The organism is Pirellula sp. SH-Sr6A (assembly GCF_001610875.1).
In the GTDB taxonomy this organism is placed as follows: Bacteria; Planctomycetota; Planctomycetia; order Pirellulales; family Pirellulaceae; genus JBKCUI01.
The window spans coordinates 1,223,067-1,239,005 of the sequence record NZ_CP011272.1; the positions used below are offsets into that span (position 1 = coordinate 1,223,067).

9 protein-coding genes are annotated in these 15,939 nt (G+C 52.2%); 5 read left to right on the top strand and 4 right to left on the bottom strand.

The features are described 5' to 3' along the window. Window positions 1–215 precede the first annotated feature (215 nt). Window positions 216–2,951, top strand: coding sequence for a hybrid sensor histidine kinase/response regulator (locus VN12_RS04655; RefSeq protein WP_146675731.1), 2,736 nt, complete (start codon window positions 216–218; stop codon window positions 2,949–2,951). Window positions 2,952–3,126: 175 nt separating this feature from the next. Here VN12_RS04655 and VN12_RS04660 read toward each other — a convergent pair whose 3' ends face one another. After that, window positions 3,127–4,671 carry an IS1380 family transposase gene (locus VN12_RS04660; protein WP_146674927.1) on the bottom strand — a complete coding sequence of 515 codons (1,545 nt, stop codon included), beginning with the start codon at window positions 4,669–4,671 and terminating at the stop codon, window positions 3,127–3,129. 168 nt (window positions 4,672–4,839) lie between these two features. Here VN12_RS04660 and VN12_RS04665 point away from each other — a divergent pair, with 168 nt between their 5' ends. After that, complete coding sequence (locus tag VN12_RS04665) at window positions 4,840–5,295, top strand: chemotaxis protein CheW (protein WP_146675732.1); 456 nt, start codon at window positions 4,840–4,842, stop codon at window positions 5,293–5,295. Window positions 5,296–5,335: 40 nt separating this feature from the next. On the opposite strand, the gene VN12_RS04670 is transcribed toward VN12_RS04665, so the two are convergent. The 3 genes from VN12_RS04670 to VN12_RS04680 all read right to left on the bottom strand — a co-directional run bounded on the left by VN12_RS04670 (window position 5,336) and on the right by VN12_RS04680 (window position 10,883). Then, window positions 5,336–6,733 carry a DUF1552 domain-containing protein gene (locus VN12_RS04670; RefSeq protein WP_146675733.1) on the bottom strand — a complete coding sequence of 466 codons (1,398 nt, stop codon included), beginning with the start codon at window positions 6,731–6,733 and terminating at the stop codon, window positions 5,336–5,338. A 26-nt stretch (window positions 6,734–6,759) separates the two neighbouring features. Further along, a complete protein-coding gene (locus VN12_RS04675) occupies window positions 6,760–9,477 on the bottom strand; it encodes a DUF1592 domain-containing protein (RefSeq protein WP_240491322.1) in 2,718 nt (905 codons plus the stop codon). Between the two features lie 665 nt (window positions 9,478–10,142). Beyond that, a complete protein-coding gene (locus tag VN12_RS04680; protein ID WP_146675734.1) occupies window positions 10,143–10,883 on the bottom strand; it encodes a helix-turn-helix domain-containing protein in 741 nt (246 codons plus the stop codon). Between the two features lie 197 nt (window positions 10,884–11,080). Here VN12_RS04680 and VN12_RS04685 point away from each other — a divergent pair, with 197 nt between their 5' ends. Genes VN12_RS04685 through VN12_RS04695 form a run of 3 tightly spaced genes read left to right on the top strand, consistent with a single transcriptional unit; the run spans window position 11,081 to window position 15,915 of the window. Continuing rightward, on the top strand, window positions 11,081–12,184 hold the full coding sequence (locus VN12_RS04685) for a cis-3-hydroxy-L-proline dehydratase (RefSeq protein WP_146675735.1): 1,104 nt from the start codon (window positions 11,081–11,083) through the stop codon (window positions 12,182–12,184). Between the two features lie 52 nt (window positions 12,185–12,236). Beyond that, the gene (locus VN12_RS04690; protein ID WP_146675736.1) at window positions 12,237–14,309 is read left to right on the top strand and encodes a S9 family peptidase; all 2,073 of its coding nucleotides are present in this window, start codon (window positions 12,237–12,239) and stop codon (window positions 14,307–14,309) included. A gap of 19 nt (window positions 14,310–14,328) precedes the next feature. Continuing rightward, window positions 14,329–15,915: a sulfatase family protein gene (locus VN12_RS04695; RefSeq protein WP_146675737.1), complete on the top strand. Its 1,587-nt coding sequence runs from the start codon at window positions 14,329–14,331 to the stop codon at window positions 15,913–15,915. Window positions 15,916–15,939: the final 24 nt, after the last annotated feature.

The window sequence follows — 15,939 nt, forward strand, 5'->3', positions numbered from 1 at the left end:
ATGAATCCCGCTTTACAAAAGTCAAAACCGTTCGCCTAAAGCTTTATTTATTTTTAAAAAAACAACCCTATCTTTCTTGGGATGTACCTTTTCTCACGAAAATTCCAATACGCCGGATCTCCCCCTCTATTTAGGGTGCAACACTCTACGGGATATCTCGTCGATCAATAGCAACGACGAGTCGTGCAAGAGGGATTCGGAATCGGTTTAAGATCATGCCAACGAACTCGACGATTAAGGAAGACGCCTCCTTTCTGGAGGATTTTGTACTGGAAGCGACCACCTCCATGGACTTGGTCGACCGGCATCTTGTCACTCTGGAGTCCCACGCGAACCAAGAAATTCTCAATGAAGTTTTTCGCGCCATCCACTCCATTAAAGGGGTGGCAGGATTCTTAGGATTTGAAAAGATCCAGCGGCTTTCCCATGAGATGGAGTCGGTTCTAGACAAATTGAGACGCGAGACAATCGAAGTCTCTACACCATGCATCAATATCCTTTTGCAGGCCAATGATCATTTAAGAACTTTGGTGGAGAAACCCGATGTCGACCTTGATCTCGGCTGTACGATTCAGTCCTTGGCGAGTCTTCACCGTAATCCAACTGCTACCACGATTGCAATGGAGATCGTTCCAGCCATCGATAAATCATTAAGTTCGGTTCAAACGTTGCTGGAGTCGGAGGAGCTCCCGCTGATACCATCTCGCCATAACGCGTCTCACAACGTTATTGCCCGCCCTACCACGCTGTGCGAAGCGACTCTTTCCAGCACGTCTATCCCACATCCCTCGAAATTGGTTTCGGAATCGTCGATCCGGGTTCCGGTGGCCGTTCTAGAGGAATTGGTCAATCTCGCGGGGGAGTTAGTTCTCTCTCGTAATCAGTTGGTTCGGACCATCGATGAGTACAAACTCAAGGCCTTGGCGAGTATCGGCACCCGCATCGATCAAGTAACAACAGCGATGCAGGACGCGATTATGCACGCGAGAATGCAACAGGTCGGATTGTTATTCAGTCGCTTTCCACGTCTCGTTCGCGATCTCAACCAAAAGCTTTGCAAACGTTGTCGACTCGTAGTGGAAGGAGCCGAGGTGGAACTGGACAAAACGGTCCTCGAGGCACTCTCAGATCCTCTCACGCACATCATTCGTAATGCGTTGGACCACGGAATTGAATCACAGGAAGATCGTCGCTCAGCGGGGAAAGAGATCGAAGGCACATTGCAACTGAGAGCAATGCACGAAGGAGGAAAAGTCAGAATTATTATCCAGGACGATGGCAAGGGAATGAACCGTGAACGCATCTTGCGAAAGGCAATCGAACGAGGCTTGATATCCCACGACGAATCGCTGAGATTCTCCGAACGAGACATTACGAACCTGGTTTTTCGTCCCGGCTTTTCCACCGCGGACTCGATCAGCGATGTAAGCGGTCGCGGCGTGGGTATGGATGTGGTTCGAACCAATATCGAACGCATTGGCGGAACTGTCGACATCGAGAGCGAATTTGGACACGGAACGACTATCTCTATCACTTTGCCTCTCACGTTAGCAATCGTTCCCTCCTGGATTGTTTGTCAGGATCGTTTTCAGTTTGCGATTCCTGAAGCGAATGTGATCGAGTTCCTCAGTTTTTCCGAGGGAGAGCTTGACGACCGAATCGATCGTATCGAAGGAGTGGAGTTGATTCGGTGGCGAGGTAATCTACTGCCTCTGGTTCGCCTTCGGGACTGCCTCCCGCCGGAGTGCCGGTCGAATCTATCTCCTCAGCGAATCAATAAAGTGGTTGTGATTGAGACGGGGAGTTTTCGCTTTGGACTCGCAGTAGAACAAGTGCGTGATCCAGAGCATGTGGTAGTAAAACCTGTCAGCTCTCACCTGAGGCAATGCGGCTATCTCGATGGTGCAGCCGTGCTCGGTGACGGAAATGTCGCATTCATTCTGGGAATGCAAGGGATAGCGGAACGAGCAAAGCTCGGAAAAATGAACACTCCCTTGCCCATGCCGGAGGTCGCAGCCGATCTCCCGTGCGACGAATCTCAAGCCGCAATCATTGTTCGACGAGAAAATGGTCATCTTGCTGCGATACCAAGAATGGTCATACAGCGGATTGAACGAGTCGACCCCCGCGATATTCAGTTCGCTAATCATCAATGGATTGTCCCCTATCGCGGTGGGCAATTGCAAGTCTTGGAATGGGAACGAAACAGCATACGGAGGCTCGTGAAGCAAGGCTGCGAATTCTGCTATGTCATGGTGTTCACCGTTCGAGAAACGGAGATTGGATTTCTCGTGAGAGAGATAGTCGATATCCGAGACATTCCCACCATGGTCCGATTGACTGACACGGCTCAACATTCGGTTGTCGGGACTGTGTTGCTCCAAAACACAGTGGTCGAAATGTTAGACCTCTACCAATTCGCGGATCAAGCATTGGAAACGCGAGGAAAAACGAGAAGAAATCGAGCAAATTGCCGCACTAACCTCCCTGCCCAATCAACGAACGAATCCTTTTCCCTCAATTCTTCAGATGACGAGCAGGATTGGTCCCGGTACACAATTCTGCTCGCTGAGGACACTCCCTTCTTCAACAATCAAATCAAACGTTTCTTAGAGCAAGCGGGTTTGAAGGTGGTGACGGCGTGCGATGGTCAAGAGGCATGGGAGATACTTGATGACGTCAATACCAAGTTCGATTTGCTTCTAACCGATATCGAAATGCCCCGTATGACCGGGTTTGAGCTATCACTCAAAATTCGGTCGTGTCCACGTCTTCAAGATTTGCCTATCGTCGCCGTTACAAGCCTTCACACCGATGCAGCCCAAAGGAGAGGCAGGGATGTAGGAATTGACGCATGGCAAATCAAACTGGATCGAGATCGATTAGTCCAGTGTTTGCAATCGAAACTAATCCTTCTAGACCTCAAACAAGCGAACGCTTGTTCGTCTTAGCTTGATTTTCGCTGCGCAGCGGTCACCGAGCCAGCAGTGCTGGTCGCTTTTTTTCAATTGCTTGCTCTCCATTGTTTTATTTTATCTGGGTTAGGCGTTGCGGTTACGGTTCGCTTTGGACTTACGATGCCCCAAGCTCTTCTTGCTAGCTCGTTTCCGTGCTAGCGATTCGATGCTACAGATTGAGCACAGCACACAATCGGAAGAATGCTGATGTGTAGTCCGTCCAGTTCAGGAGCCGATGAATCGTTTTCCTGGCATGTCGTAGAATTTGGCATGGCACATGAATGAACACGGACAGAAACGTTTTAAATTCCATTGTTAGGAGCCGTTTCTTTTCTGCTTGATGTTCTTGCTCTTGACCAGTCACCACGGGGGTCAGTAGTGCAGACCAGGATTTTAGGTTCCACGCAATACTCGTTATCACCATATACGCCCAGTTGCTTTCCAAATTGTCCACCGGAGCGCACAGCGATCGAACTCCACCGGAGAGTTGTGCTATCAAATTTTCTTGGTCGCATCGGTCATTGCAGCCAAAAACAATGTCCTCGCTCGATACCGAGGGCATGTCGTTGCTGATGTAAAAGAAGTAGCGGATCTCGTCGATGAGCCGAACATCGCCCTGCTCTTTGGAGACGTTCTTCCGAACAACCACCATTCGATACGTTTTCTCGCAGGCGTTGGGTTGGTATTCGAACTCGGCCACTTCCTCATGTAGTAACTCCAGATGGACGTAATTGCGTTCCCGAATGATTTGGCGTTTGACATTGGTGGGTTTGGTACGAGTTTCATTGGTCTTGTTTTTTGGCAAGGCGCGGGTGAGTTTCTTCCATGCCGACGCATCCAAGTTGTCTGCGATTTCCTTCAGATTCGCTCGCGCCTCATAACCGAACTGGAAGCGTACTCCCAGGGCGTCCCATCCGTCGAGATACTCCGTCTGCGAGAACTTGCAGTCCCCTCGCATTCGAATGCGCCGGAAGCCTCCAGCGATACAAGTGCAGATCGCCTTATCTAAGTAGGCTGCCGCGTTGTGAGCGCTGTGAACCGAACCGCTGCGATTCACAATCGCAAGTACTTCTTTGGTGTTGGCTAAGCTGACCAGCAAAGGGTGGTATCCCCAACTCCCCTTGTACGAGATATCCATTCCTTCTTTGCACTCGGCTGTAGTTGCCACGATAACGCCATCGACATCGATAAGGGCTTGGTCAAAGAACGCATCATCCTGTTGTCTCCATACGTTGATCCTGGCTTCGTTAATAGCTTGCATCAGGGAGTCGATGTCGGATTGATGGAATCGACGGCAGAAATCGCCTGCCGTGGTTGGATCAGGAATCGAATCGGCACCGATCGCATCGAGGAATGTCGAATCGTTTCGAAGACGCTCCAAATGCTCCAGCCTCGTTCCGTTGCATAGAACATTCATAACCATCGCGAGGACGTGGTCGGATTCATGATAAGGAGCATGTGACTTTAAGAGTTGGACACGATGATTGATGGCATCGGTCAATCCGACATGCCCGGCGAGCTTGAGCATGGCGGAGACACCAGCGTAGCTGATGGCATGGGTGCGATCAGCAAGTTCGTATTTGACAGAGTTGGTAGCGAGAACGGGATTCGGATTCGAGATACCACGAGAGAAGCGATTCTCCCTTGCTACTGCGAGCCTTTTCAGGATTTGCTTCTTGCGTGCACCGATACGTTTTGCGAAACTTGACTTCACCTGAAACCCTCCGTGTGTGTGGCTTAATCGATTTGTTGTTACTTCGTTAAACCGCAAAAACACCGGGAGGTTTCAGGTTTTTTTACGAAAATCTCAAACGAACTCAACCAAGCTTCGCTTGATCGAGGTCTAGACACCAAACCCCAGACATAAAAAGTGAGCCGCAACATGCTAACAATAGACTGCAAAACACTTGAATTGATGACCTTTAAAATCGGCTCTCACGAGTTCGGACTGCATATCGATGGAATTCAAGAAATCAATTGCCATGCCCAGCTCAAGCAAGCGCCCGTTGCGTACCAGTCGGTAGCTGGAATCATTAATCTGCGCGGCGAAGTGTTGACGGTTATTGCTCTGGGACGGCTTCTTGGCATCCAAACTACGGGAGCGGCTAAAGGGGAACCCAAATTCATCGTGCTCAAAAACAGCGACGAACGCATCGCACTTCTCGTCGACGAAGTGGCGGACGTAGAGACGTTTCCAACGGCCGCGTTGCAAACATTACCTACCAACTTCTCGTTTGAAAACGGCCATGTTGTCCAAGGGCTCATCCAAAAGCCAAAAGGACTTCTGTTGGTGCTGGAGGCCTCCGAACTGCCAAAACTCGGGGTTGTTCTTCGCTAAACTGGTTTGCGGTGAGGCGTCCTATTCCAGCCGATCATGCTCAAATATTCGCCACAATCCCTGTGCTATCCGCAAATTGATCCTTGGGCATTCCTAACTTCTGAAGCATGGTGACGAACAAATTCGATAGGGGAACGTCTTCGACGGTCGCTTTGTCTTGCCAGGGTTCGCGATCGCCGAGCCAAGGTCCTCCTTGAAATCGATTTCCAGCATGGTTGATATACTTCCCGTGCTGGAGACCCATATTTTTCCCACCCGCGAGGATGAGTGGGTAGTTACGGGATAGATGGAATGCGCTCGATGCGGAACCATAGAGTATAAGAGTGTTGTCGAGCATGGACCCGGTACCCGCTGGCTCAGGCGTAGCCTTCATCTTCTCCACAAAACGGCCAAACTCTTCGTTGAGGAACCTGCAGTAAATTCCGAAGTTCTTCCATCCGTCCGGATTCTTGGTTTCATGAGAAAGTTGATGGGCAAGATTGAATCCCACGGCTCGCGACAAATGATCGCTCCGCCCAATTCCGTTCTCTCGGCCGATTTGGTACGTAGCAATGCGGGTTGAATCGGTGCGGAAAGCGAGATAAATCATCTCGAACATCGTTTGCACGTATTCGCGAGGTTCCTCTGTCGTCAATTCGAGATTGAGATGATCTCGTTCGACGTTGGGAAGCGGCGCATTGAGCCACTTCTTCGCCTTTTCCACTTTGACCTCCGCTTGCCGAACCGATTCAAGATACTCTTCTAAGTTCTTGCGGTCCTCCATTGACAAAGTCTGCTTGAGCGATTGAGCATCTGCCAACATGTCGTCCAGCGCGCTACGGGTTCTCGATAGACGCTTCGCCGATTGCTTATCGCTCGCCACGAATAGCATATCGAATATTTGTTTGGGGCGATGCTCGGCTGGAATAGGGCGTCCATTACGATCAAAGGAGATCGTATGAGCTCCTCGAGCTGTACCGGTACCACCATCGGTGGACATTACCAACGACGAAAAACGTGTCTCGTCTCCCACATACTCCGCGTAGACCTGGTCGAGGGAAATGGAGTTCTGATAGTCGCGATCGCCATCGCCTGTCGCCGCGGCAGTGAGAAATTGATCGGCATTGTTATGACCATGGACATTGCGCGATGCGATATGGGAAAAGCCAGATAGTACCGTCAATTCTGAGCGGATGGGCTCAAGCGTTTCCATGCACTTTGTAAATCGAAAATCGCTACCTTCTCCATGCGGGAACCATGCCCAATCTTGATAGGCCGGGTCATTCGCCAAAGGCATGGGGACGCCATCGGGAAAATAGAAACATCCGAGCCGTTTGGGATTCGATAGAGACGGCTCGTTACCTAGCGATCGAAACGTTCCAAATAAGGGAAGTGCTAGAGCGTACCCCGTCCCTCTCAAAAACCTTCGTCGATCCACTCGATCCAATCGAATATTCATTGGGTATTGTCCTTTAAAATGATGATCTATCGGGATCGAAATAAATCGCTCGTAGCAATGGCGACGAGAAGCGACCGCAAGCCATCTCGCTTCTCGCGAACTACGGTAGTAATGCTATCGAGATCGGCCTTATCCGTGAATTGCAGGGGGCGCCCCAGTGCGTACGTTGTCGCTTTGACTACCATCGCGCTGACAAACTGATCTTGCCGGTTCTCCAGAAGAAACTTCTTCAAACCCGCCATTCCGTCGAGCAGCTCACCATTGAACAACTCGCTCGCCGCATCGACCGGCTTGCCCTGAATTTGGTCTCGCCACTTTCCGAGGGCATCGTAGTTTTCGAAGGCAATCCCCCATGGATCAATCTTCACGTGGCAGGACATGCAGGCTGCGTGGTTGCGATGGTCCTCGATGCGCTCTTTCAACGTCATCTTTGCAATCTCGGGATTCGCAAGATCGATTTGGGGAACCGCGGGAGGAGGCGGGGGAGGTGGGTCATTCAGCAAACTCACCAAAAGCCACTTCCCCCGTTTCAATGGATGCGAGTCGGGGTAATCGGAATTCATCGCGAGCAACCCTGCCTGCGTCAGCAATCCACCCAAGCGAATATCCGCCCCGGTAGAAACTCTGCGGAACTCGTTTCCAAAAACATTGGCGATACCATAGTGGCGGGCAAGCCGCTCGTTGACCATCGCGTAATCCGCGTGAAGAAAATTCAGTACGCTTTCGTTGTTCTTCAACACCTCCTGAAAGAACGCAACGGGCTCATGCTGCATCGCTTCCTTCAGCAAGGGATCGAATCCACGAACATGCTGTTGAAAATGGAGAAACTCGAGCAATTCCACGTTCAACCACTGATGCACGAACTGCTGGCAGAACCGCTGTGATTTGGGATCATCGAGCATCCGATGCACCTGTTGTGCGAGCACCTCTTTGTCACGCAATTGATCGGAATCTGCGAGCCGCAATAACTCGTCATCCGGAATACTGCACCAAAGAAAAAGTGCGAGTCGTGTGGCCAGCTCGTGGGAAGAGAGCAATGTTTCGGAGGAAGCATTCACATTGCTGACTGGGCCCCCTTCGGATTGCCCAGGACGCTGAACCGCATAGAGAAAATGAGGCGAAGACAGCACGGTCGCATAGACTTCACCGATCGCTTCCTCCAAGTGCTCACATTCGCCTTTCAGAGCATCGAGCAAGAACATTTTTCGATCGACTTCCTCCGAAGTCGGTGGACGTCGCCAAGCGCGATGCATGAACTGCGAGAGGATTTGACGAACGGCTTGGTCTTGATCCGATTCCTCTGCATGTTGGGGGAAAAGACTTCGGTGGGTTTCGGGTGGCCACTCGTCATACACAGGCGCCTCCACTTCGACGTACTCGAGAACGATATCTCCTTGAGATGCAGAGCTATTGACGATTCGAATGTACTCGGAGGGACTCGGCATCGCTCCCATCGGGGAAGTCTTGCGAACCGAATTGCGAGGATAGATTTCGCCCAAAGGAATATCCCATTGGTAAGTAGCGGATCCGCCGTGTGGCGCGTCCACTTGCAGGTCGCGACCGCTGACTCGCAACAGCGCTCTCCCCTCATTGCTGGCCTGCCATCCGAAATGCAATTGCAGACTGGGGAGGTGATCGTGCTCCGACTTCGCACGGCTCGCACGGACACGGACTCGCATCGTCCCTTCATCGGGCAACTGGTTCCCCAACTCGACATTGAGCCATTGACCTGCGGGAATCACAGCGACCTGCTCGAAGGTTTCAGGCATGGCAGCGGGTTGTTCCGATGGTGCATTGGCATACTTGGCGTCGTAGTACTCCCAAGTCGCGGGAGCAGTCTGTCCCGTCACCAACGATTGGAAGTAGGTCCGTTTATGCTCTCGGCGGAAGCCATCGGTGAGCTGCTTCATCTCCGCCGCTAGCTTCTCCGGTTCGTCTTTCAGTCGATTCTTTAACTCCGCTACTTGCTGATCCTGTTTTGCCCAAGACAGCTTGGCAGGAGCGGTCATCGGGATTCCCCAATACAGCGGTTTGGGCTTTTCACCCACCGCGATCACGCGAGATATCGCGGTGCGTGCTAAGCGATGATAAGTTTCGAACTGGGACACAGACATGTGCAACTGACTAGAAGTATTTTGAAAGCCCTCTTCGGAATTTGCTTCAGGCGGTAAGTCTTTTGCAAAATCCCAAGGGAGCCCGAGCAGATCTTGAATCGCATAGTTGGTCTCGTATCGAGTCAATCTGCGAAAGGTGGAATGCGATGTCGAGTCTTTGCGAACGATCGACGCGGTTTGAAGTTCATGGGAAAGCCACTCCACAATCGCTTGCCGCTCCTTGTCCTCCAATACCCCGCTGTTCGGCGGTGGCATTTCCCCTTTGCTGACCGCAGCGAAGACGTCGTTCCACCAGTCGGTGTCTTTTCCTACATGCAAATTGGGATCGAGCGTGTCGATGCGAATGTTTCCTTCCTGTTCCTCCGGACCATGGCAATCCACGCAAGCCTTTTGCAATATCGGTGCAATCCTTTGTTCGAATTCTTCAAGTTGCGGCTTTGGACGTTCGTTCGAAGCAGTCTCCAGACGCACAGGGCTGTCGCGTCGCGAGTGAAAACGAGATCTCGACCATCCATTCTGCTTCAGATCCTCCAGATCACGATGCGTCGCCGCTGAACTCGATTTTCCATCCTCCGCGCGGATCGCCAATGGATCGCACAAGCATTCGATCGAGAATATTGCCGCTGCCATTATCCAGAGGTAGCGGGAGAAAACGGGTAACGCATTCGTGAACATTGCGGTTTGTCCAAACATCCATCGATGCGTGAAATGCAATCACAACGATGGTTGAAAATTGGCGAGTGTATGGTGGGTGGGTAAGGCGGGTGAGGACTCTGAGAGGGAAACGCGTGTCGGAAACGCGAGCGTCCCCCCCCCAGACGCCCCCTAGCATACCAGGAAGAGCCCGGCCGCTTCAACGAATAAATCCCAATCGCGAAAGGTGTAACCAAAAGGACTCACGCGGTGCGATCGCTCAGTGAACTAGAAAATTTCCATCGACACGCATCGCCGAATCCAATCAGTGGTTCGGCTGATCCCGGATGACTGAAAAAGGTACCTAGTCATGTCGAGCCATCATTCTCCCAAACTCCCCACAAAGAAAGTCTGCCTTCCAAACATCCCCGTGAACCGATGGCCTCAGGGTTACGGAGCTACAGCGGTCGAGGTCCCGTTTGTACTTCCAAGTTCGTCATGGCTCGCGTCGTGCAAGCGGACTTGACCCGCGACGAGAGAGAAAGCGTTGTGCAACCGTTAAGCAAAGAGCAAGCCCCCAACAAAGTCGAACGCGTCAAGTCGACGGCACTTAGGCGACTCCGCTTCAGAATTTACCGCGACATCCGCTCATCACGAGTGGTTCACTCCTTCCATTCCCGCCTAAAATCGATCGGACTGGCCCCCGTCGATTTCTTGAATGCACGCGAGAATGCGCTATGGTCATAGAAGCCGCATTTCTGCGCGATTTCTGAAATCGACAAATCGGTATGAAGCAGCAGTTGCGATGCCAATCCTATGCGCGTTTTCGCGATGTACTGGGTTGGCGTCAACCCAAAGACCATTTTCATAGTGCGCGCGAAACGATGAGGCGGCATCTTGGACTGCTTTGCAAGCCACGAGGGTGACGCGTCGGGAGGAAGGTTCTTTTCGAATCCCTCTAAGGCGCGCGCGAACGAGGGTGGGACAGATGCCAGCTCCACCGCCATGCGCACATCCTTCGAAAAGCCGACGATTCCTACCGCTTGCCCGCTATCGCTCAGGAGCGGAAGTTTGGTCGTCAAACACCATACCGGCTTCCCCGATAAATCCCATTGCATTTCCAAATGATCGATAATCGGGTAGCCCGTCCGCAAAACCTGTCGATCCTGTTCCGAAGGAATGCGTCCGAAGTCTCCGCTGCAGATTTCAGCCGGATTCTTTCCAAGCACTTCCGCTTTCGCATGAAATCCATGTCTCTCTACCAAGGACTGATTGACTGCAAGATACCTACCGCTCGAATCTTTGACGAAAAATGCAACGTCCGGTACTTGATCAAAAAGTTGCTCTAAAACTGGAATCGGAACGCTTTCGATTTGGGGAGGGGAAAGTCGAGTTGGATCCATTATGCGCGTTTTGACATTGGGAGGGTGGTGTTCTTGCAAGACGCTCAACAAGTGTGTACATAAACTAACGAACTGTTGATGATTTAGGTAAAGACTTCAAAAAATAAAACGTCGATGCCACGAGTGACGTGCAATGCACTCGGGGGGTGTATCCCCTATTTCTTCTTCAACACCCCCCTTGCAAGGAGCATTGTCCTTTGAAGATCGTCCGTGTTTTTGCCCACCGTGTTGACTTGCCTCTCGTTGAAGGTTCTTACAAGTGGTCGGGTGGGAAGTCCGTTTCCATTTTCGATAGCACGATCGTCGGAGTGGAGACAGATCAAGGCATTGTGGGATATGGCGAAGTATGCCCGCTCGGCCCTTTTTATTTGCCTGCTTACGCGGAAGGAGTACGCGCTGGGTTGCGTGAACTCGCCCCGCATTGCATAGGTTCAGATCCTCGTGAACTGGGGAAATTGAATCACCGCATGGATGCCGCGTTGAAGGGGCACCCTTATGTGAAGTCGGGAATCGACATGGCATGCTGGGATATTCTGGGTAAGGTGTCAGGACTGCCCGTATGCCAATTACTCGGCGGGCGTTTCGGGGAACAAGTTCGACTTTACCGAGCTATCTCGCAAACTCCTCCCGATGAGATGGCGCGCAACGTCGCCAATTATAAGTCAGAGGGATATACTCGATTTCAGCTCAAGGTCGGAGGCGATCCCGACTTGGACATCCAACGCATCCGGCAAGTCCGCGAAGTACTGGCTCCATCAGATCGATTGGTGGCCGATGCGAACACAGGGTGGACACAACACGAAGCGATGCGAGTTGTTCGCGCAGTGCGTGATCTAGACGTCTACATCGAACAACCCTGTCTCACTTACGAAGAGTGCTTGGCCGTCCGTCGCAACACGGATCACCCTTTCGTTCTCGACGAAAACGTCGATGGACTGGATATGCTCCTACGCGCCAAGTCCGATCTTGCCATGGACGTGGTGAATCTGAAGATCAGCAAACTCGGCGGATTGACAAAGACCAAACAGATTCGCGACTTGTGCGTCAGCATGGGCATCGCCATGACATTGGAAGATAGTTGGGGCGGTGATATCACGACCGCAGCAATTGCACACCTAGCGCATAGCACTCCTGAGGAATTCCGATTCACCAGCACGGACTTCAACAGCTATGTCACCGTCAGCAATGCCACAGGTGCGCCTCAACGCGAAAGAGGCTTTATGAAAGCGTCCGATGCACCGGGCCTGGGGATCGAACCTCGTTTCGAATTGCTCGGGCCACGCGCTGTGGATATCCATTGAGCCATCAATCCCGTTAGACATTCCATCGAGACTTCAGCTGTCGCAACGCACCATGTTTCCATTCCACCGCTCTATTGGCATTGTCGCTCTTTGCGTTCTCGCGGGGGTTGCTCGTTTCGCACCCGCGCAATCGGAATCCCTTGCTCCGTGGCCGCCCCACGCGGAGTACTGGCTCAAGCAGATTTATGAGCAAGGAGTCTTTCGGGCTGCGAACGGGACGGTCGACTGGCTACCCGATAGCTCAGGATTCGTCCTCCGGGAACGAGATGTAGCCTCCAATGAAATCGTTTCGTGGTTGGTGGATGCCAGGACAGGCGAGCGAACTCGCTGGAATGAAAGGGACAAGCCGCTGCCAAACCAGGACCGAATGGTTTCCCCGGATGGATCGAAACGCTTGGTGACTCGCGACAAGAAAATTCTGCGGACCGACGAATTGGGACAAAACGAAGTCCTGCTTGTTGAGGGCACAGCGGATCGCGACATTCGATATCGAGATGTGTCCTGGAATCGGGATGGCTCGCGTGTCTTATTCGTGGAAGCCGATGCGAGCGAAGTTCGTCAACGAGCCGTCCTCGTACCCAGCGACCCTTCCTATCCAGGAGTCCAAAGAAATCGATTTGCTCGAGTGGGTGGAGTGATTGAAAAGCTTCGTGTCGGTGTTGTCAACGCGGACGGATCCGAGCTGAAATGGCTGAAAATCGATTCACCCGCGGAAGGTTTTTATCTGGGACAGGTAGAATGGACACCGGGCGACGATGCGATCCTCGTTGAACAGTTCAGCCGCTTTCGAGACAAACGGACATTCTATCTCGGGAACTCTCGTGGGGACGCAATTGCGATCTATTCCGAATCGAGCGAAACCTGGGTGGAATCCAGCCAAGGAAAGAACTCGGGGCTCGTTTGGCTCGAAGACGGCCATTCCTTTTTGGTAATTACTGAAAGCGACGGGTGGCGACATGCCTATCACTTCCGTCGAAACGGGGAGCGCGTCGCATGCCTCACACCAGGTGATTACGACATTATCGAACGGGGTGCAGTCGATGAAGAAGGTGGTTGGTACTATTTCTACGCCTCGCCACACGATGCAACTCAAAAACATCTTTACCGCGTCCCGCTGGATGGCAGTGGCAAACTTGAGTTGATTTCGCCTGCTTCCCAGATCGGAACGCATTCCTATCAGTTTTCACCCGACTGCAAATTGGCAGTCCATACATTTTCCAGTCTGAATACTGCACCGCGGGTCGAACTCGTAGAAATGGCAGGACATCGCACCATCCAAGTTCTCGAAGAAAATCAAAAACTCCGAGAGAAGCTGGATGCGTTCGTCGATAGCCCCACCGAGTTTCTGAAACTTGATATTGGTAACGGGATCGAATTCGACGCCTGGATGATCAAGCCGCCTGGATTTGATCCCGCGAGAAAGTATCCGGTATTCATCTACGTTTACGGGGAGCCTCACGCACAAACCGTGTTAAACGAATGGGGAGCTGGGCAAATCGACTTCAATCGCGTGGCATCTCTCATGGGATACCTAGTTGTCTCCATCGACAACCGAGGTACCCCCGCACCGAAAGGGGCAGCTTGGCGGCGATCGATCTTCGGTAGCTTGGGCCCCTTGTCGACCGAGGAACAAGAAGCCGGTTTGAAAGCTCTCGCGAAACAATGTCCCTACGTGGATCTCTCGCGTGTTGGAATCTGGGGTTGGAGTGGTGGCGGCTCCAATACCCTCAATGCATTGTTCCGAAAACCAGATACCTATCATGTCGGAATTGCGGTGGTCCCAAAACCGCAGCCCCATCTTTACAACGCTTGGTTCCAAGAGATCTTTATGCGAACCCCCGAGGTAAACCCCGATGGCTACCAAACAGCGGCTGCTATCCACTTCGCGGAGGGCCTCAAAGGAAAGCTACTTATCATCACAGGCTCAGGAGAGACCAATACACACATTCAGATAATCGAAGACCTCGTCGATCGCTTGGTCGCCATGGGCAAACTTTTTGACTACATGGTCTATCCCAATCGCGATCATGGGTTACGCGAAGGGGACGGGACTTTGGTCCATGTTCGCATGACCATCTTGAAGTACCTCATCGCGAACCTTCCCGCAGGCCCATCCGACAAGTAACCGAAGAGGTAAGAAGCCGATGCCACTTTCCATTCGTACACCCAGGTGGAGAAAGTTCACGCACGGCCGAGGTCTGTCTACGATCGCGATCTTCGTTGCTAGTCTTCTCCTGCCACGCGTTTCAGCAACACATGCCTGCGCGCAAGATCCTCCCAATGTCCTCCTTATCCTCGCCGACGATCTCGGATACGGGGATCTGAGTTGCTACAACGATCAGTCCAAGGTTTCGACTCCTCACATCGACCGCTTGGCCCGCGAAGGGATGCGATTTCTCGACGCGCACAGTCCCGCAACGGTTTGTACGCCGACTCGATACGGGTTGATGACAGGCCAAATGCCATTTCGCGTCAAAAACGGTGGAACTGTATTTACGGGGGTCGGAGGCCCATCTCTGATCGCAAAGGATCGTCTTACCCTTCCAAAGATGTTAAAAAAGCACGGGTATGCGACGGCGTGCGTTGGAAAATGGCACATCGGCCTGACCTTCTTCGATCACGAGGGGAATCCCGTCCAAGGCAACGGAGTCGAATCGATCCAGAAGGTCGATTTCGCGCGGCGATTCGAAGGGGGACCGGTCGACCAGGGATTCGATTCCTTCTTTGGCACTGCATGTTGCCCCACGACCGATTGGCTGTACGCCTTCCTTGAAGATGATCGTGTCCCCACTCCACCGACGAAGCGCATCGACAAGTCGTCGCTACCCAAGCATCCGTATGCAAACGATTGCCGCGAGGGACTCATTGCACCCAATTTTGACTTGGAAGAGGTCGATCTGGAATTTCTGCGAAGAAGCCAGCGATTCCTTGAGAACCATGTTCGCGAAACGCCCGAGAGACCTTTCTTCCTGTTTCATTCGATGCAAGCGGTACATCTTCCTTCATTCCCTGCAAAATCCTTTCAGGGTAAGTCGATGGCAGGGCCTCACGGTGATTTCCTGGTTCAAATGGATACCATCGTCGGTGAACTGATGACGACTCTGCAACGGCTTGGCGTGGATCGCGACACGTTGGTGCTCTTCACCAGTGATAATGGTCCCGAGGTTACCAGTGTCGTGCACATGCGTGCAGATCATGACCACGATGGTGCACGCCCCTGGAGAGGAATGAAGCGAGACCAGTGGGAAGGGGGACATAGAGTCCCTTTCATCGCACGTTGGATAAATCAAATCCCAGCCAATACGCAGAGCTCCCAATTGCTTAGTCTCACCGATGTCATGGCGACAATGGCCGGGATCCTGCAAGAAGACTTGCCCTCGGATGCAGCCGAAGACAGTTTCAATATGTGGCCTGCCCTCCGCGATGCAAATTATCCGCCCATACGCCCTTTTCTGATCACGCAAGCGTTTGGAGGAGTGAAGACTCTCGCCATTCGCCGCGGTCCTTGGAAGTACATCGATCATATCGCGTCGGGTGGCAATCGATACGATTCCAATCCCAGCCTCCAACGCTTTGCTTTACCTGAATTTGCCCCGGAGGCTCCGAGCCAACTCTATAATTTGCAACAGGATCCGGGGGAAACCAAGAACCTTTTCTTAGAAGAAATCGAGATCGCAAACGAACTCAAACAGCTTTTGGATCGGACCAAGGAATCGGGACGAAGTCGCTAACCTCGAATTGAGTTTGAAACTCTA